Genomic DNA, 18,524 nt, shown 5'->3' with positions numbered 1-18,524 from the left:
CTGTGTTCAAGTTATTCAAGCCGGCAAAAGCGCGAGACGTCGCCACCTGGAAGCGGCAGTGGTCGGATAGGGGCATCGTTCTGACTCGTCGAATTGAAGGCCCGGGTGCGATGGTCGACGGAGACCTCGTCGGTGGCTACCTCACGCAGCTCACCGATGACGGCCTCGCCAATGCGGTCGAGGACGGCTTCTTGGTGGACTGGCAGTCGGTATATGAAATCCTCGAGCGGCAGGACTACGGGCAGCTGCGCGACGTTCTTCGAATTCCACCTTTCACCGACTTCCGTCCGTACCTGCGAAGTGGCCATTCGCTGGTCGACCGCGAGTTCGGTATTGCGGTAGATGGATGGCGCGTTGATGGTGGCCGCGAATTTCAAGGCACTCTCACGGGTCCGGTGATGTCGGAAGGCACCGCAGAGACGCTGATGCACCCAGCGCAATGGAAGCTCTTCAAAGCGGTGGTTGCATTCTCGCGCCGTGGTGACGAAGACCGCTCTGATTTGGCCAACCGGCAAGGTTGGGGGCGAATTCGCAAGCTCGCGCTCGAAGCCGAAGCAGGACTCGATGATTTTCTCTACCGCTCGGTGGTGTTGAGTCCCGAAAAGCTCAATATCGGTCTGAGGCGGTCGGTCGAAGTGGCGGACGACCACGTAGTCGAAATCGAGCCAAGCTTCGTCGGCGCACCAGACGACTGGCTCGACACCTTTGACAGAGCTCGCGAGATTCGTGACCGATACGACATCACGACCCGAGAAGGAATCGTCCAGGTTCTGGTCACACCGAAAGTGAAGACGGTGCTTCGTGAAATCAAGCGCTTGCCCGGACGGCGCGTCGCCGGCTCACGGGCACAGGCGTTTTTGCTCAATCCTTACGCGGCGCTGGGCGCTGATGCCGTCGACGTCATCGAAGAGTCGCAGTTCGAGCGCGCTCGCGAAGACGCCGGTCTCGACTACGAACGCTTTGTACCGACGTTCGAGCGCAACGCTGCGGGCTATGCACTGCGCGTCGGCCTGCTTGTCGAATCGGCCGTGGCGAGTGGACCGACCTCCTCGAAGACGCGTTGGCTCGACGACAACGAGCTTTCCACGTTCGTCTCGGCTCTTTCGCGGTCGCTCGCGCTTGGCCACCAACTGCTTGCCTGGCAGGGTTACGACCTTGCTCTGCAGGGGGATTCGGAGCAGCACCTCAAGGAATTGCCGGCTGCACTCGCACAACGGCGTACTCCTCCCACGCTGGTCTCCTACGCTCAGGTCCATGACCTGGGAGGCTACTCGACACGTATCGAATCGATTGGTGTAGAGAAGCCGTACCATTCGCCGTATATCGCGAAGAAGGATGAAGGTGAGGGTTGGTTCCCTGAGAACATCCTGCCCGTCGTTGTTTATCAGCCAAAAGACGGTGGCGAGTCAGTGGCTGTGCCCACCAACAAGCTGGCCATCGAAAAACTGAAGAACGACGTACAGGAAGCTGACGCGAAAGGCGTGGCCAAGCTCGATGTCGGCTGGCTCAAGGACCCTATTTCGCTATCGGATGCGAAAGAAATCATCTCTACGTTCGAGAATCTTTTTTCCGACCTGGAATCGGGTAAGCAGTTTGACCCGGGAAAAACCCGCAAACGGCCCGGCGAACGGGCCACCAAAAAGCAGCTTGTTCTGCGCGCAAACATCCAGGCACTCGAATACGAGGAATTGCGCCGTGAGGCGCTGCAGTCGGTACCAGCAAGTCCGAAGCTTCCGCAAAGCATTCGCCCAGGGCTCGCCTTGCTGCCGCATCAACAGGCAGGGCTCGCCTGGATGCAGCATCTCTTCAGTCTGCAAACCGATTACCAGGTTCGCGGCGCTATCCTTGCCGACGACATGGGGCTGGGCAAGACCTTCCAGTTGCTGGCGCTCATGGCCTGGTTGCTGGAGCAGGACGCCGCCATGAATCCCATGCTGGTGGTCGCGCCTGTCTCATTGCTGGAAAACTGGGCGGAGGAAGCGAACAAGTTTTTTCAGCCGGGGGCATTGCCACTGTTGACTGCGTACGGCGAGAGTCTTGCCGAGTTTCGCGTACCACGCGGCCAGATAGACCAGCGTTTGCAGACTGAGGATGGTCTGGTCAAGTTTTTGAAGCCCAACTGGATTGGCGACGCCAAGGTCGTATTGACGACATACGAAACATTGCGCGACCTGGAGTTTTCGTTCGCTGCGCAGAAGTGGTCGTTGATGGTATGCGACGAGGCTCAGCGCATCAAGAACCCGGCCGCAATGGTGACCCGGGCAGCCAAGAAGCAGAACGTGGCGTTCAGGATTGCCTGCACGGGCACGCCGGTCGAAAACACACTCGCCGATATGTGGTGTCTTTTCGACTACGTGCAGCCGGGCTTGCTGGGTGCACTGAACGATTTTGGTGAGCGGTATCGGAAGCCGATTGAGGCGAAGACGGACGAAGAAAAGTCCCGTGTCGAAGAGCTGCGCGCCCGCATCTCACCCCAGATTCTCCGGCGCCTGAAGACCGAAGTCGATACAGGACTCCCACCGAAAATCGTGGTCGACGGCTGTCGGCGGCTTCCCATTTCTAGCGTTCAGCGCAACCTTTATGCGAAGGCGGTGGATGGCTTCAAACGCCGCAAAGAGCCCAACCATACGACGCCGTTCAAAAATCACCTTGGATTGCTTCATTATCTCAGGCTGGTATGTACCGACCCGAGAGTGCATGGCTTGAGCGTGTTCAAGCCGGAGCCGATGGGCGAATATCGCGCGAAATCTCCGAAGCTCGACTGGCTGCTCAAGCAGCTCTCCGAAATCAGGGCGAAGGGCGAGAAGGCAATCGTCTTTTGCGAGTTCCGGGAGATTCAGCGACTTCTGCAGCACTACATCGAAGCCGAGTTCAGCTATCGTCCCGACATCATCAACGGGGACACGAGTGCGTCATCGACTCACGTCGCCAGTCGGCAGAAGAGAATCAAAGCCTTTCAAGAAGCGCCGGGCTTCGGCGTTTTGGTGCTTTCGCCTGTGGCCGTTGGATTCGGCGTGAACATCCAGGCGGCGAACCATGTTGTTCACTACTCACGCACCTGGAATCCCGCCAAGGAAGACCAGGCGACCGACCGCGCTTACCGTATCAATCAGAAAAAGCCCGTCTACGTCTACTATCCAACCGTTTGGGCGGATGATTTCACGACGTTCGACGTCAAGCTTGACCAATTGCTTGCCCACAAGCGAGGGCTTTCAGAGGACATGCTCAACGGTGCGGGAGACGTGGCGCCGGGCGACTTCAATATCGCAGACGTTGTGCCACATTCACAGTCCAGCGACCTGGATGAACGCATCAGTCTCGATATGGCGCTTCGTATGGGATGGCAGCATTTCGAGTGTCTTGTCGGCGCACTCTGGAGTAAGCGTGGATTCGACTGCTACCGGACACCGGGCACGAATGACAATGGTGTAGACATTGTGGCCATCGACGGCGCACGAGGTCAGCTTATTCAGGCCAAAACAAGTGGAATTGATGGTACGAAACTTGGCTGGGACGCCGTAAAAGAAGTTGTGGCGGGTGAGGCCTTCTACCGACGCAGGCACCCGAACGTCTCGTTCGAAAAAGTCTGCGTCACAAATCAATTCTTCAATGCGCAGGCACAAGAGAACGCCAGTTTGAATGCGGTACAGTTGATTGACCAGACGGACCTTGCCGACCTGCTTCAGACGCACGAAACAACTATGCTCGAGGTCGAACGGATGCTGTTCGTCGAATGGCAGTCGGCGGACCTTACGGATTAAATCAATGAGATGACCACCAGGATAGTGCCGTCTTAAGCATCGCCGGCAGGTTCGCTGCCGAATATGGACGACCGCCGTTATGCATGTATGGACCTGCAGCCTGCGGTCGCAGCAAGCGGGGCGCGCTCGTCCCCGGTGGTTATCGCCGGAGCTTGAGGTCCGCGCCGCCGGTCACACTGACCCGGTGTTTGGGCCGGCGCGACAAGGCTCGGGTTTCCAGTGACTTTACCGTACGAGCTTCACCGACTGGTTCATGGCGAACCGACGTCATCACAACATCACCGGTCACCTGGTTCGGTCTCGGCTGACGGCTGGCTGGTCGGCAAATTGTCGTGCCACGCGGCATAAGTAATCGACGTTCCTCTGAGTCGCCATGAATTGCGCCCATTGTCGGTTCTACCCAGGACCGTAGCGGATGCTGCGCTGGGACTGACAAAGGCCACATCCTGCGCGAAAACCAGATGGGAACCGTCCGACGACTGTTGCAAGGAGCCAAGACTTTGCAGACTTTCTCGCAACTGCTGATATGAGTGTGGCTGTCCCGACCATCCCAACCGCGCTTGCGACTGTGCGAGAACGGTAAATGAGCGGGTACTTTTCCGCGCGAGTGCGACGAGACCATGCTTGGCACTTTCGAGCTCGAAGTAAATGCCGTCGCCATCCGACGACAACTCCGCGAGCAGTTCCTTTGAGATTTCCGACTTGCTTTTTCGGTCTTCCAGACGCCAGTGCGTCTCGAACACGTTCATTACCAAAGTCTGCTGCGCTTGCATGACATCGGCGGTCCACTCCGGATGCTGCAATACCTGAGTAGTAAGGGCGAAACCGGAAACGCCCCCTTTGGTGAAGTACGAATTTTTCTTCCAGGCAAACTCGCGGTTGCTCGCCGAGCTATTTTTCTTGCGACTTAACAGAACAAGGTTACCAAGCCGATGGACCCAGCTTTGGTAGATTTTTGTGTCGGGAACCCATGTTGCCCATTGACTGTTCGGAGCGGGCTGTTGGGGCATCACGTGCTCCACCGAGACGACGTCATGCTCGTAGACCGCGGAGCCATCGGACAAAAGACGGTCCAGGCGCAAAAGCAGCAGCGCCACTGCCCGCGCGGAATGGGTGTCATACAGCGGGCCGTTCAGCACCGAATAGGTGTCGTATTGCTCGCTCGGAGACAGTTGCAGCGGTGACGCCTCGGCGAACAGATTCTGGCCATTTTCGATAGCCCCCGTCAGTGCAGAAAAACGCTCTACACGACCATTGACGCCAGTTTTTCGCGCGAGCATCGAATACGCCAGGCGCTCGAGGTCACGGAAGAAAGCCAGCATCGTAGCCGGTTGCTCGGCATGCCGTACGTAAAACGCCAGGGCAGGCGGCAGCCAGTCCTTGAATTCCAGCTTGTTGAGCCAACGCAGATGCTCGTTCACCAGCTCCGCATGCTGTGTGCTTGCGTAATCCGCGCCGCTGAGTGCGGCAAGCGCCTGCGCCATCGGCAGCAAAACCGTGTCAACAAAGGTCTGCGGCGTGGTCGCCTGTGTAACGTGCTCCTTGAACTCCTTCAGCAAAGTCCCTTGAGGTTTGGCTTTGCGATAGACCATGCGAATGTGGCTGAACAAGTCGCCGAACTCGTCGCGCCCCAGGTCCTCCTCGGCGTCCTCCCATTTCTTCGTGTACGTCTCACGAAGCCCAGATTCGATGCCCCCAATGATTTCTGCCTTCAAAATGTCCGTTGCGCTCAAGTCCAGGCCGCGACTGTTGAGAACACCGAAGATGCGGTACGCCGAATCGAGGTCGGGAGTCGCCACGGTGACGAGGTAGCAACGCGTGATGATGAACTGAACGAGCCGTATGAGCTTGGGTTCTCCCAGGTTCACCAGTCCGCTCATGAAAACCTTGGCGTTTGCCCGCAGGCGCGCCTGCGCACTAGGCAGCGTCGAATTGAGTTCAATGAGTTTAGTGAGACCGTCCTCATGTTGAACATATTGACGGAAGAAGTCTCTGTCTCGCTCGCGCAATGAAAGCCGGTAGCTCGCCTCGGTGGCTGAGACAACGTCGCCGTGCTCGTAAATACGCTTGGTGATACCGGCTTGCACCGCACGGTCACTGATTGTGGCTCTGATAGCTGAAAGCAGTAGCGTCAATGTCGTCAGGCGCTGCTGGCCATCGACTACGGTGGCGTCAGGCGACGTTTCGCTTTTGATGAGAACGATGCTTCCGAGAAAGTAAGGCACACCGTCGGCAAGTTGTTCCGGGGACGCGTCGAGCGCACTCAGCAAGTCGTCCAGGAGCTCTTGCGCCTGGTCGTTTCCCCAGGAGTAAGGGCGCTGATAGCCCGGGACGGTAAATACATACTCGTCGCTGAAGATTTTTTGCAGCGTTTGTTCTTTTGCCGTGAGCGTGTGCGACACCTGTAATCCCCGGGAAGTAATTCGAAGCGTTTTGAGATTGCAAATATACCGGCTTTCGCAAGGTTCGAGCTAGCGTCGCGGTTCCCGTTGCGGCGCCTCCGACTCCCGAGAAATCGGGCATTACACTACCTCTTCCGCCGACGGCCATCCGGACCTTCGCGTCCTTTGGTAGCTCTGCCAACCGACTTGTCCCGGTGTTCGGAAACAAATGCGTCATGCCGTGGCGCGGGGTGAATTGCAAAGGCGTGCGCAGGAACGGTGGTGCGTTGTGCGCGAATGGTCGCCTGAAACAATGCATTGGCAAAAGTCAGAGTCGGATTGCACGTGCGACCAAGGCTTTGCGACTAATCGCCGTAGCGCGACCAGTACGCGTGTGCAAACTTGGCGAATAGTCCCTTGCCCCTTATACGTTTGCTGACGGCGATGACCGCGTCGCTTCAGTCCTCACTGCATTCTGTCCAGCCGCAACGGTTGCGGAACCTCACTGCAACATTCACAATCGACGTGCGCGTGTGTTTTTACACGCATTTCATGGTATATGGCTATGCGGAATCATGCGAACCCTGTGACTGTCGACGCTCTTTGGTCAAAACTCGCCTCACGCGCCATCCGGGTCGCGTTGGCGCGCCGGGACGTGAGCTACGCGGAACTTGCCGACGTGCTGAATACTATGGGCTTGTCCGAGTCGTCGCGTTCTGTGGAAGGGAAAATCCAGCGCGGCACCTTCCGCTTTTCCTTCTTCCTTCAAACCTTGGCCGCCTCGGAAAGCCAATACCCCGAGCGATGGACTGTTCCGCTGCGCAGTGGCGCAAGCGGGGAAAAGTGCGCTGCTGACGTCATTCAGGCGGAACTCGTGGCCCAGCCATGGCTGAACCATATCCTGCTTTCTCAGCGCCTGGCCGAAATCGGCGTCGAGGTTGCCGCCGAGACATTGAAGAGCCAGATAGTGGACGGAACGCTTTCCACTGCATTGTTTCTTCAATGTGCCACCGTCTGTCGATTCCCTGACCTCCAGTTCTTTCTCGACAGTCAAGACATGATGGACGCCGCGCTCGCGGGAGCGTCGGCTCGGTAAGCCAGCGCCGCGGACAAAAATTTCTTGCTTTTCTTCATGGCAAGTCTATATTTCGCCCTGTGCGGAGCGCGTGTAAAAACGCACGGTGACGGTGGCTGGTGGAGGTACTTTGGTCGTCAGAGTGCGTCGCGGGCCGCTCCGGCAATGTGGACCGGCATCATATTGCGTGATGGAACGCCCGGCCCCTTGAGACTTGGAGGTGACTATGCCTGTCTGGAGAGTGGCGGATGTGAGCGCTGAGCCTGAGATGTCAATTTCCGACTGGCAAATCCTGGAAACGCAACTTGGCTCCAGGCATTTCGTAGGCTGCGATGTGCGCAACCTCACCGGCCGTGTCAGCACCGCCATTCAAGAGTTCGACCCGGCCGTACTACGCGGCATCACGTCGTCCGGGCGTGTCTATCAGCTCGTTGGGCCTCGTGGATGGTCCGAGAGCGGTCGGTATCTCTGGGAACGGTGGTGCAAGGTCAACGACATCACGTCCTACACAGATGTCACGGCCGAGTCGCTAACGGAGAGGTCGTGATGACCACGCCGGCTGAGCGAACCAAAGCAGTGCTCGGTACCCGCGATTTCCTTGAGATACTTTCGCGCGCGGACGAGGTTACGATTCACGGCCTTGTACAGTCGGTCGCTGCGAGTCTTCTGCGGCACTACCCTTTGAAAGTCGACCTCGATTTATCGGCAGCGGCGCTTCCGACAGTCTGGGCACCGCCATCAACGCCCGGAGGCAAAGGCGAGCATGTCGCACTCGAGTTCAACCTGGCGCATCAGACATGGATTGTTAAGAAATAGCATTTCCAGGGAGAAGCGAAGATGGCACGGATGGGGAGTTATGGAAGCCAGGATAGTCCGCATCACGACGACCGGGCCTTGCGAATTATAGACATGGCCGCCGTGGCAGCAGTCTTGTTTGACCCAGCAGGCGCTCGAGCGCTTCTTGAGATTTCCGATGCAGAGCTGGGCAGGCTTTTCAAAATCCGTCTCATGCGAATCGCTGGCCTGTCCACGGCATTGAACCTGGATGTCAGCTCGACTATTGGTCAAATGCAGTCGGCATCGAATGAAGGCAAACGCGGTAAGTCGGCACGTTACGACCTTATCGCCAAGGGAAGGCTTCTGCACTTCACAGATTTCCTCACGGCCTCGGACATCTCCGAACACAGGCTGGCCAAGGACCTCGCCGCCCGTCGCTTGTTCAGCGTTGAGATTGGGAGGGACGCCTACTACCCGGCGTTCTTCCTGGTCGATGAGCTGGACCGCAAGGCTTTGGCGAAGGTATCGAGACGGCTTGGCAACCTTGCTGGCTGGCGCAAATGGAAATTTTTCACAACCCCGAAGATGACGCTTGGCAATTCGACGCCGCTACAGTCGCTTATGCGTGGCGATGCGAAGCAGGTGCTGCGAAGCGCTGCGGCGTTTGCTGACAAATAAGAGTAGGCCTACGTTTGAGAGAATGCCGAAGTCAGGCGCTTGCGAAGCACCGAGCTTCATTCGAGCATTTGGTGTCGATGAGCTCGTCGTCGCGGGCGTGCCGACACATTCATTCTCGTGTCATCGGATTTGGCATCGATTCGCGCGAGTCTCAAGTGCTGCACGGCGAGGCAGTACAGGCGCTTGCGTCCTGTTCCCATCGAAACCGCCTTATGCCTCGGTGACTCGGACAAAACCGTCTTGAGGGTCAGAACTTCAACTGATTCTCGGAATTGAATCTCCCAAAAACACGGGCATGAAAGCACATCTTCAAGACCCTTCGCAATATCGCCCAGCATGCGCGGCTGGCGGTGCTCGGCTTCGAGCGCGTGCCAGTAGTCCAGCTTACGCGTGTCGATAAGCGCAACGAACGGTTCGCCATTCTTCGCCAAGCCTTTCTCGGCGCGCCAACGCATCGTCTACCAGCCTGGTGTAACGAGCGCTGGCCCCGTTGAACGCAACATCTCGTGGGTGCGAATCGGCATACGTGTCTCCTTGGTAGAGCTCGCCATCATTGGCACACGAAAAATCGCGAAACGTCCCCGTGTCGATGCAACGTCAACAATATTGTCCATACACTCGCCGGTGCGCGGGAATACGACACAACATGCTCACTTGCGCGACATATACTTGATTGCAAGGACGCACATGCCTTCCGCCGCGCGCAATGCCGCTGGATGGTCGGGGCCGCCCCATCCATCGATGGGCTTCGGTGATGTCGTCTTGCCGCTCACGCTGGCGAGGTGCTGACCGCCAGGGCATGGGGGAAATTCGAGCACTGGGGGGATGCCGCGAGAGGCTCGACGCGCTGGCGAAGATAGAGGCGTGAGGCGAAAAGTCTGTCGGGCGAGGCGGCTCCATACCGAAGCGGGGTGGCGGTGGCTGAGTGAAGGCGCATCTCGGGCAATTCTGCCAGGGAGGGCTGGGCTCAGCCTCACCACCCGAAGCGAAGAAATATGCATCTGTTTTTTGGCTGAGCCTGGTGAAATTCATAGCGATGCGTAACGACAATCATGTCTGCTGCGCAGACACGAATAAGTCCTGCCCAGCCCGTGCGCCGATAACTGCAAGACGACACAGGTCTGCGATTCGGACAAGCCCGCCACGCGCATTCCCGTCCGGAAGTGGCCGCGCACCGACGAGTTCAACGCCCGGCAGCAGTTTGGTCAGTGCTGACGACTTGGTGCCGAAGCTGCGCGCGAGGTCCGCCAATGGCACGTAAGTCTGCCGGAACGCCAGCAACTGATGCGGCAGCACCACCCGGCATGGCTGGCCACGTAACACAATCGACCCCGATTCCAGCAGGCCCAGGTCAATCCAGTAGGCGATGCTCTCCCATTTCCATCCGGTCATTTTCGCCAGGGCCTGAATCGACATGCCGGCTTCGAGCAAAGGCGTGCCGAAGTACGGCGTGACGTCCACGCGTCGGAATGCTGTGTCGCCGAGCGTACGACCACGAACCACGGCCTTTACCTCGCCTTCGGCAATGACCCTCATCAGGGACTGGATGGCCTGCCGGTCACCCATGCGGCGGCTGGTCAGCCCTGCCCACGTGAGCCGCTGCGATTCGGCGATGGCGGCAGGTTCCGCGGCGGCGCGAACGCGCTCAAACAGCTCCAGTATCGAGCAACGCTCGACCTGGCCGCCCTTCAGAATATCGTGACGCCAGTTTGCGTCGGACCGTATCACGCCTGCCATCATCATGTGCGTGAGCACGGACGAGGGCACGCCGGCAAGTTCGCAGGCCTGCTCGAGGGTTATCCATTCATTGCGCCGCTGCTGGATACGTGCCAGCTCGGTGCGCGGGATTTCGTAGACTTGACCACGAGTGCCGACGCGGCGCGTGCGATAGTCGCACTGCCCGGCTTGCATCGCCTTGTGCAGCCGGTCAGCACTGACGCCGATAGCTTTTGCTGCCACCGGCGCACGCATGAACTCTGTCGCGTCCGCCACGATGTCCTTCGCCGAATCCAGTCCGAGCGCGCCGTCGAATCGCTCCGCGGCGACTTCGATAACGATTCTGAGGAACGGTTCGAGCGCCGTCCCCTGACAGAGTTTGCGCAGGCCGATGTACCAGGGGCCGAGTAGCGTGTTGAGTGTCCGTGCATCGGGGCTGCCTGCCGCGATGCGCTTTTCCACATGCGCCTGAAAGCCCGCCGGCCAGTCGGCAAGCAACTTCTCCAGTGGCTCCAGCAGCACGACCGCTTCAGCAATTGTTTTCGGCAGCGCCGCGCTGCGACGTGGGGCTGGCCGCGCCGGGTCGGCGCACAGGCAGAGTGTTTGAACAACGTGCACGAGAGCATCGACATCAACACCACGAACATCCGGTGCGATACCGCCAGACTGTCTGCCGGCGCTCGCAATCAGCGTCGACAACCAGAGTTGCATCCGGGTTGCCGCTACGCGCGGAAGCATGCGCAGTTCATGACCACAATCGCATCGGTCGATATGGTATCGATTCGGTGACAGCAGCTCCCCGCAGTCGTCACATCGGTCCACATGCTGGATACGGTGATGAGGACATGCGGTAACAAATGTGTGTGCCCAATGATGCCGCAGGTAGGGCTCGTCGAGGCAGGCGGGACAAACCGCGTCGGTCTGTACGCGATGCAGTCGTCCCCAGTTGCGGCAAGTGGCTTCCTGCTGGCTCGCAAAGTGCGCCCAAGTCGTTTCGAGGCCCAGCTGTCCCGCGACGAATTCGGCATGAGCGAGCAGCGCGCTGCGGCTGCGCTGGACGCCGGCTAGCCCCGCGAGTTCGCGCCAGTTGGACAGCACGTTCTCGGCAGTGAGCGCGCGATAGTAGCCGAAGCCCGATTCGTCATCGCGCGGCGCGCGCGTTACGAGCAGACTCATCGGACACCTCCAGCCCCGTGGAGGATGGGAACGGCGAGGTCGTTGTCGTTCATGACCTGCGCGAACGCCTGATGAAGGGCCGCCGGAGCAACCTCTGTCACCATGACCTCCCGATTTACGAATGCGGGGAACTGGCGGGAACCGGCGGCCTCAATGGCGTTCGCTGCTGCCTGGCAGTCAGCGAACGTGAGCGGCCGTGGCGACTCATACGCCATCTGGCTCGCCAGCTCCTGCATGAACCGGCTGAGCACGCCAATCAGCCCGCCGGTCAGGAGATAGCACTGCAAGGTAAGTCCCGCCGCTGGTACGTCTATCGGATAGCCCGACTCGCCAAAGAGACTGGCGTAGGTCGCGACACAGGTATGAAACGCTTTCATGTTTTCGGGGATTCGTGAGTCATAAGGCATCAGAAGGCGCCGTGCCGATGCCCTTGTGCGGAGTTGCTCGTTGCATTCGAACAGGCGCTCGAGTCGGGGCACGCCAAACATGAAAACGGTACGGTTGTCCGAATCCGCCAGTTCCTTGAACCAGTCGCCGGCGCCGCGCGGTGGCATGCGCGCACCAGGCTCAACGAGGTGGCTCGCTTCCTCAAACATCACAACGCGGTTATTGGCAAGCTTCAACTGGTCCAGCATCCTGCCGCGCATGGCTCCTGTTGTAATACTGCGCTGCACTGGCAGGCCGAGCGCGGCGAGGACGCTCGACGGCAACTGCAACGGCGATACGGGCGTTGGCACTGGCACCACGAGCACCGGCACATTGCGACGGCCGTCGACCTTCGATTCCGGAAACGCGCGCCTCAATGCATTGATGAGCATCGACTTGCCGACACGCGACGGTCGCATGACACGCTCGATGCGGCTGGCGCCTCCGTCTATTGCATCCTCGATGCGTTGCCTGAGCGGTTTGAAGTGTTCAAGGAACAGCGGATGAGGAAGCTCGCACGTTTCAATCGCAATGCGTAATTGTTTTGCGGGCGTCATATCAATAGGTCTCCGCTGTTGCGGTCCAGCAGTGGAAGCGGCGACACGTCGTCGAACATTGAGCCAGTGGCCTGCGCTGCGGAGGACGGCAAGTCTAGCGCGCTACGAGGCTTGCTGGCAGGTGCCGGCGGTTGTGGGACCGGATGTCTGGCTGCGCGCTCGACGGCCTTGGCTTCCTTTTCGCGACGGGTTGTCTCGCGGTTACGCTCGTGCTTGCCCGGCTTCTTTCGCCTCGTCGAATGCGAATCGGCGACGACCTGCTCTCGCATGTCCGCGTCGAATTTTTCGGCCTGCGGTGCCGGCGTAAAAGATGCTTTGCGTTTTTTCAACTTTTCCTTCGCGTCAGCGAACGACCAGGCCGGCGTTTCCGGCCGCAGGTGCTCGAATGGAAGCGTGACGACAGGGAAGTCGTCGCCTTCGTAAATGTAGATGTGCCGGAAATCGTCCGGGTTGAAGAGCACGTGCAGGAATTGATGCTCTCCGTATTTCTCGAGCAGAACCGAGATGTCATCCTCCTTGTAGTGCAACCCGTCTATCGTGATGCCAGTCTTTCGACTGAGCCTGCACGGCTTATGTTCATAGAGGGTCGCCAGCCACTCCGAGCGTGACGGTGGAAGCGAAATGGCGAAGCATGACGCCTCAAAATGCTTCCAGCGTTCGGCCGGCGTATCGCCCGCGACGAAATCCTCCAGTACGACGTCCCACTGCAGACGCTCAAGCGGTTTGTGAACCCACTTCTCGTAGTACCACCGGACAATCCAGCGCTCCAATTGCTCCAGCGTCATCAGCTCATCACCGAGCGCTATGGGGTCACGCTTTCCATCTACTCCGTCCATACGCGTACAGCCACCCAGTCCCTCAAGAGCCACCTTGAGCGACTTGTTCAAGCGCTCAATAAACGGCTTTTCTTGCGGATTTCTTGATTTGCAGTGTTTAACGTCCGTGCCGAGCTTCTCCAGATTCTGGATGCGGCTGCCCTTGGCTTCAGGACCGTTATCGAAGATGAGTTGCCCCGGCGTGCCGCACACGTTCATGGCGTGGTCGATGGCCAGTTCCTCAAAACGCTTCACCTTCATGGCAGACATGTACATCTCGACACATGCGAGCGTGTCAGCGTCCACGGGAGCACCGACGACAAGGCGCCAGCCAAGTGGATAGCCCGTACAGCAGTCAATCGCATGAACGAGATAAATCGTGCTGCTTACGCCGCCCGGCGTAAGCACGACAAACGGCAGATGCAGCGCATCCTGTTCAACGCGCTCGAAAGGCAACTCAGCCCGAATGCGCTTCTTCGCGAGTGATTTCGCGGCACCGACATCTTGAGGGAGCATACGGCCGCCTTCAATGTCCGTTGTGACGAAGCGCTCGATGGTCCTCTTTACATACCTGGCACTAATCGGCGCATGGCTCTCCGGCAGATACGTACCGCGGACTGAATGGTCGACATAATCAGTCAGCCGCACCAGAGACCAGCGGGACATCGGCACAAGAAAATGCTGTTCTGCTGCCGTGCATATCGTGTTGACGACTTCCATGGGGTAGCGCGGCACCCGGTTACCTTTGTTTTTGTTGCCGCGAAGCATCGGAAGCCCACACAAGTCGTGCTTCCGGTACCGGTACATCGTCGATTGCGGTGGGAATGGCGGTGATTCAGGAGGAGCGTCCGCGTTGTACGCCGCTTCAGCGAGCCTGTACGCCTGCCGAAAACTGAGGCCCCGCTGCTTCTGGATGGACTTGATACGCTGCATCACATCGAGCAGAAACCGGTTTCGCTCGTGCAGCGCTGCGTCGTCAGGCTGTGCCGCATGACTGAAACGGGGTTTACCGGACCGGAGAAGGGTCAGCTTGCCGACGTCAAGGTCACTGAGGACAGTCGTTACGCTAACGTACCTGTCCTCCAGTTTGTCGGCATCGAACACCTTGACGTGTCCGTCCCGTGGCTTGGGGTCGAGGATTTCCAGATATGCGTCGTGATTTCCCGGCGGCGCGAGCCGGTCGTGAAGGAGCAATGTACGTGTCATTTTTCGACTCCCTCCAGCAGGCAGAGGTGGTCAAGGTCGCCATACGCGAGGAACAATTCGAGCGTGCCGCAGATGGTGTGATGCGCGAGGTCTGCGCTGAGCACGCCACTGACCAGCAGGACCGGAATCAGGCCGGGCAGAATTCCCAGGTCCGAGCACAGCGCACGCAGCAGGACCGGACCACTTTCGCAGCGACGTGTGACGCGCTCGACGAGTTCGTCGGTCAGGTACGCACGAACCTGATGGGTGGCCTGCTTGAGCATGCGCGAATTCATCCGAATGGGATGGGCGGCCTTCGCGGGAAGGACGACGGTGCGCAGGGGGTAGCCATTGGCAGCCAGAATCGAACGGGCGCGGCCGACCTTGGCCCAGTAGACATCGTCGCCTTCGAAGCCTTCCGCTTTGACCTCGACCGCATCGTGCAAGCCGTCCTGCCAGTCGATACTGAAATCGGCCGTGTACAACTTAGGCCCCGGCACATCGCGATGCTTATGCCACGCTGCGCGCACAGCCTCCCGCGTCAGCAGCAGGCGCTGGTCAATCAAATCGACGCAAAACGGTTGCGGCTGGAAGGCCCTGACGCGCGGGTCAATGGCGAGAAGATGGGCGACGAATCGCTCGGCATCCGATTCGACGATGAGATGGCCTTCTGCCTTCTCACAGTGCGTGCCGAGTTTGGCCTTCCCGTACGTTGATGCGGTGTGACGGATACCGGTGTTGGCCGAGTTCAGACGGCCGCGACGACCATAGGATGCGGATGCGCGGGTCATGGCGCACCGCCGTCTTCACTGCGCATAGCCGGGGCGCCCAGGTCCCGGGGCATGCTGCGTGCATCAATCTTGGCGCTGGCGGGTCGGAATGGTGAATCTATAGTGGGGTTCTTATTCAGCATCATGCAGTCAATCAAACTCTCGACTGCATCACTTACGGCGGGATTTTCATGAAATTTAGCGGCTGATTGGGCGACGTTACACGCCGCGTGACCTAAGGCGACCGGCGTGCGGAGTGTTCTTTCTGCGGAAATATTTTTCGCGTTACGTCGTTGTAACGTCAGCGTTACAAGGCATCGAAAGTCGGAATTGCGGCGCGTGACATGGCCCGTACGAAGACCGGGAAAGAACGCGTGGCAGGCGGATGATTCAGGGCATCGAGCCTTGCCGCATGTGTGGCCGTGGCGAATTGGGCGACGGCTGGTGTCCTGACCCGATTCCCGAGCGTGGGCCCTGGCTGCCCGTGGCTGCCTGGTGGAGACGACATCAACATCCGTCGAAACGGCGACGGTAGAAGCGCGATGCTTCGCGTCGCGCCGCCAGACATCCGGCCGAGCCCTCCAGAAGATGACCTGTCCCATCGCCTGCTCCTGCGTCGTACCCTCTCATAAATAGGGCTCGACCGCGCGTGCGGGCAAACTACGAAGACAGGTTCATTCTCAAAACTGCACGCGAGCATTGCGCTGACGCCGTTTTACCTTAGGAAATACTGGGGGGATTTTCAAGCTGAACGGCCAATATCCCGACTCTTCTATCACGCTGCCGGACCGTACGTGACTTTCACTGGTCAGCGCGACACCGGAGATAAAATGTATGTTGAGACAGCTCGTTTTTTCGGGTTTGCACGATAAGCAAGAGACGGTTGTCCGCTGTCGTCATGCGTCGAGTCCACGTGAAAAAAGTGCTCCAGCGAAATTTGACGCATCTTGAACGGCTCGATGCACGCGCAGCCACCTCACAGTCGCACTACTGCGATGGCCAATCAACTGACACTCGAGACCCACGGGGCCGGCTCTGAGAGTCCACGAATATCTTGCGTGGCTCCGTCGTCTCCCACAATTTCGAGAACCACAACTTCGGCCCCTGTTCCTTAAGCGTTTTAGCGGCGTACTCGCGGAGTGCTAGCAACAAATCCGTCGGGCTCATCGAGCAAGTATTGACACATCTAGGTGCAATCGCACAGCCAAAGTCCTGCGCCTCGTATGCGAAAATGTCGTTGACGTTTCATACAGCAATGAACAAATTTCAAGGCAATCAAGCATGCTGACCGGCGAAATTCGAAGCCAAATAAACGCCATCTGGGACTCGTTCTGGTCCGGTGGGATTTCAAATCCGCTGGAGGTGATGGAACAAATCACCTACCTCCTGTTCATCCGCCGTCTGGATGAGATGCATACGCTGGAAGAACAGAAAGCCATTGTCACTGGCAAACCTCAGGTCACCCGGATTTTTCCGCTTGGCAAGGACGAGAAAGGCCGTGAATACAGTGACCTTCGCTGGTCGCGGTTCAAGAATTTTGCGGCGCCGGAGATGTACTCGGTTGTCGGCGAACATGTGTTTCCGTTTCTGCGCGCGCTGGGCGGCCCAGATACGACCTATGCGCACCACATGAAGGATGCGCGCTTTACCATCCCGACGCCTGGCCTGCTTGCCAAGGTCGTAGACATGCTCGACCAAGTGCCGATGGACGACCTGGATACCAAGGGTGACGTCTACGAGTACATGCTCGGCAAGATTGCGAGCGCGGGCCAGAATGGTCAGTTCCGCACGCCGCGCCACATCATCAAGCTGATGGTCGCGCTGACCGAGCCGAATGCCGATGACGTGATTTGCGACCCGGCCAGTGGCACCTGCGGCTTCTTGGTCACAGCAAGCGAGTATCTGCGGAATACGTATCCGAAGCTATTGAACGATGCGGGTCGCCGAAAGCATTTCCACAATGGCATGTTCCACGGCTACGACTTCGACAACACCATGCTTCGCATCGGCAACATGAACATGGTGCTGCACGGGGTTGAGAATCCAGACATCCGGTACAAGGACTCGCTGGCGCAGGACCACGCCGGCGACGAGGAGAAGTATTCTCTCCTCTCCTCTTAGCAAATCCTCCTTTTTCAGGGTCGCTCGACTACGAAAACACGGCAAAGGACCTATTGTCGATTGTTCGCACCAGAAAAACTGAACTCCTGTTTATGGCGCTGTTTCTTCGCCTGTTGAAACCGGGCGGAAGAGCAGCCGTAATTGTTCCGGCTGGGGTCATCGAGTCAGATAGTGCAGCACACAAGACACTCCGAAAGAAACTAATTGAAGAAAATCGACTGGAAGGGGTTATCTCTCTTCCTCATTGGGTGTTTAAGCCTTACGCGAGCGTCGCAACTGCGATATTGATTTTCGGAAAATCAGGAAAGACAGAAAAAGTTTGGTTTTATCGGATAGACAACGATGGCTATAACAATGATGCTATAAAAAGCACCCGAGATGGTAGCGAGCTACCGAAATTGGTCGACCTGTGGAAAAATCGACATGAGGCCAGCTACGAGCCCCAACAAGGGAAACATCGATTTGTAAGTCGCGAAGAAATTCAGGCTAATGACTACGACCTTTGCGACCGGGTATATCTCAGCGGATACCAGTATCCCTCTGATGTGCCGCTTCGCCCACTCTCCGAATTATTCGATATATATCGGGGTACCGTTGGTGCGACCCAAGCAGTGGGTGGAGACTATACCTGCGTTACGACCTCGGAAGAACCAAAGAGACATACTGAGTGGAATTTTGACGGGGAAGCTATTTGTGTGCCCATCGTTTCCTCAACAGGACACGGGCATGCGTCCATTAAGAGAATTCACTATGTTACTGGAAAATTCTCGGCTGCAACCATTACAGCAGTCATGCTCAAAAAGAAGAATGAAAAAATCCACGTCCCGTATGTATATCATTACTTATCCGCGCACAAAGATGAACTCCTCGTTCCATTGATGCGAGGCGCCGCTAATGTCTCTCTCAATGAGGGGCGCCTTGGAAATCTCAGGATTCCAGTTCCGTGCGATTTGGAAGAACAGAAACGCATTGTCGAAGGCGTTGTTCAAGCAAGGCTCAGCATAGAGTCTCTAAAAGAAAGGCTTGCTCAGGCTGAAATGGACTTCGATAAAAAATTTGCTGATTTACGCAATTCATTCTAATTTT

12 protein-coding genes are annotated in these 18,524 nt (G+C 57.9%); 6 read left to right on the top strand and 6 right to left on the bottom strand.

What is annotated here, in order from left to right; genetic code table 11:
• Positions 1 to 2 precede the first annotated feature (2 nt).
• Positions 3 to 3,761, top strand: coding sequence for an SNF2-related protein (locus QCE49_RS14180; RefSeq protein ID WP_250459557.1), 3,759 nt, complete (start codon positions 3 to 5; stop codon positions 3,759 to 3,761).
• Positions 3,762 to 4,039: 278 nt separating this feature from the next.
• Here QCE49_RS14180 and QCE49_RS14175 read toward each other — a convergent pair whose 3' ends face one another.
• On the bottom strand, positions 4,040 to 6,163 hold the full coding sequence (locus tag QCE49_RS14175; protein WP_250459555.1) for a DUF4357 domain-containing protein: 2,124 nt from the start codon (positions 6,161 to 6,163) through the stop codon (positions 4,040 to 4,042).
• Positions 6,164 to 6,728: 565 nt separating this feature from the next.
• Here QCE49_RS14175 and QCE49_RS14170 point away from each other — a divergent pair.
• From QCE49_RS14170 to QCE49_RS14160, 3 genes are all read left to right on the top strand, one after another.
• Positions 6,729 to 7,238 carry a DUF6471 domain-containing protein gene (locus QCE49_RS14170; RefSeq protein ID WP_250459553.1) on the top strand — a complete coding sequence of 170 codons (510 nt, stop codon included), beginning with the start codon at positions 6,729 to 6,731 and terminating at the stop codon, positions 7,236 to 7,238.
• A gap of 525 nt (positions 7,239 to 7,763) precedes the next feature.
• The gene (locus QCE49_RS14165) at positions 7,764 to 8,033 is read left to right on the top strand and encodes a BPSL0761 family protein (RefSeq protein ID WP_250459551.1); all 270 of its coding nucleotides are present in this window, start codon (positions 7,764 to 7,766) and stop codon (positions 8,031 to 8,033) included.
• A gap of 93 nt (positions 8,034 to 8,126) precedes the next feature.
• Positions 8,127 to 8,672: a hypothetical protein gene (locus QCE49_RS14160; protein ID WP_250459549.1), complete on the top strand. Its 546-nt coding sequence runs from the start codon at positions 8,127 to 8,129 to the stop codon at positions 8,670 to 8,672.
• Between the two features lie 56 nt (positions 8,673 to 8,728).
• Here the strand turns inward: QCE49_RS14160 and QCE49_RS14155 are convergent, their stop codons facing one another.
• The 5 genes from QCE49_RS14155 to QCE49_RS14135 all read right to left on the bottom strand — a co-directional run bounded on the left by QCE49_RS14155 (position 8,729) and on the right by QCE49_RS14135 (position 15,338).
• The gene (locus QCE49_RS14155) at positions 8,729 to 9,127 is read right to left on the bottom strand and encodes a hypothetical protein (protein WP_250481421.1); all 399 of its coding nucleotides are present in this window, start codon (positions 9,125 to 9,127) and stop codon (positions 8,729 to 8,731) included.
• 595 nt (positions 9,128 to 9,722) lie between these two features.
• The gene (locus tag QCE49_RS14150) at positions 9,723 to 11,564 is read right to left on the bottom strand and encodes a TniQ family protein (protein ID WP_250459545.1); all 1,842 of its coding nucleotides are present in this window, start codon (positions 11,562 to 11,564) and stop codon (positions 9,723 to 9,725) included.
• A complete protein-coding gene (locus QCE49_RS14145; RefSeq protein WP_250459543.1) occupies positions 11,561 to 12,547 on the bottom strand; it encodes a TniB family NTP-binding protein in 987 nt (328 codons plus the stop codon). Before QCE49_RS14145 ends, QCE49_RS14150 begins: the two co-directional genes overlap by 4 nt.
• Positions 12,544 to 14,568, bottom strand: coding sequence for an integrase (locus QCE49_RS14140; RefSeq protein ID WP_250459541.1), 2,025 nt, complete (start codon positions 14,566 to 14,568; stop codon positions 12,544 to 12,546). The genes QCE49_RS14145 and QCE49_RS14140 overlap by 4 nt, the downstream gene beginning before the upstream one ends.
• A complete protein-coding gene (locus QCE49_RS14135) occupies positions 14,565 to 15,338 on the bottom strand; it encodes a hypothetical protein (RefSeq protein WP_250459538.1) in 774 nt (257 codons plus the stop codon). Before QCE49_RS14135 ends, QCE49_RS14140 begins: the two co-directional genes overlap by 4 nt.
• 1,260 nt (positions 15,339 to 16,598) lie before the next feature.
• On the opposite strand from QCE49_RS14135, the gene QCE49_RS14130 reads away from it, so the two are divergent.
• Positions 16,599 to 17,438 carry an N-6 DNA methylase gene (locus QCE49_RS14130; protein ID WP_250459516.1) on the top strand — a complete coding sequence of 280 codons (840 nt, stop codon included), beginning with the start codon at positions 16,599 to 16,601 and terminating at the stop codon, positions 17,436 to 17,438.
• A 53-nt stretch (positions 17,439 to 17,491) separates the two neighbouring features.
• Positions 17,492 to 18,520, top strand: coding sequence for an N-6 DNA methylase (locus tag QCE49_RS14125; protein ID WP_250459505.1), 1,029 nt, complete (start codon positions 17,492 to 17,494; stop codon positions 18,518 to 18,520).
• Positions 18,521 to 18,524 lie beyond the last annotated feature (4 nt).

Origin of the sequence: Caballeronia sp. LZ008, from assembly GCF_031451435.1 — a bacterium.
Taxonomy (GTDB): Bacteria; Pseudomonadota; Gammaproteobacteria; order Burkholderiales; family Burkholderiaceae; genus Caballeronia; species Caballeronia zhejiangensis.
Note: the sequence above shows the minus strand (reverse complement) of the source record. Positions and strands in the feature narration are given on the sequence as shown.

Bases quoted from the DNA above. Each gene is read 5' to 3' on its own strand.
- QCE49_RS14150 (WP_250459545.1), bottom strand. From the start codon at position 11,564: ATGAGTCTGCTCGTAACGCGCGCGCCGCGCGATGACGAATCGGGCTTC.
- QCE49_RS14160 (WP_250459549.1), top strand. From the start codon at position 8,127: ATGGCCGCCGTGGCAGCAGTCTTGTTTGACCCAGCAGGCGCTCGAGCG.
- QCE49_RS14165 (WP_250459551.1), top strand. From the start codon at position 7,764: ATGACCACGCCGGCTGAGCGAACCAAAGCAGTGCTCGGTACCCGCGAT.
- QCE49_RS14130 (WP_250459516.1), top strand. From the start codon at position 16,599: ATGCTGACCGGCGAAATTCGAAGCCAAATAAACGCCATCTGGGACTCG.
- QCE49_RS14140 (WP_250459541.1), bottom strand. From the start codon at position 14,568: ATGACACGTACATTGCTCCTTCACGACCGGCTCGCGCCGCCGGGAAAT.
- QCE49_RS14135 (WP_250459538.1), bottom strand. From the start codon at position 15,338: ATGACCCGCGCATCCGCATCCTATGGTCGTCGCGGCCGTCTGAACTCG.
- QCE49_RS14145 (WP_250459543.1), bottom strand. From the start codon at position 12,547: ATGACGCCCGCAAAACAATTACGCATTGCGATTGAAACGTGCGAGCTT.
- QCE49_RS14155 (WP_250481421.1), bottom strand. From the start codon at position 9,127: ATGCGTTGGCGCGCCGAGAAAGGCTTGGCGAAGAATGGCGAACCGTTC.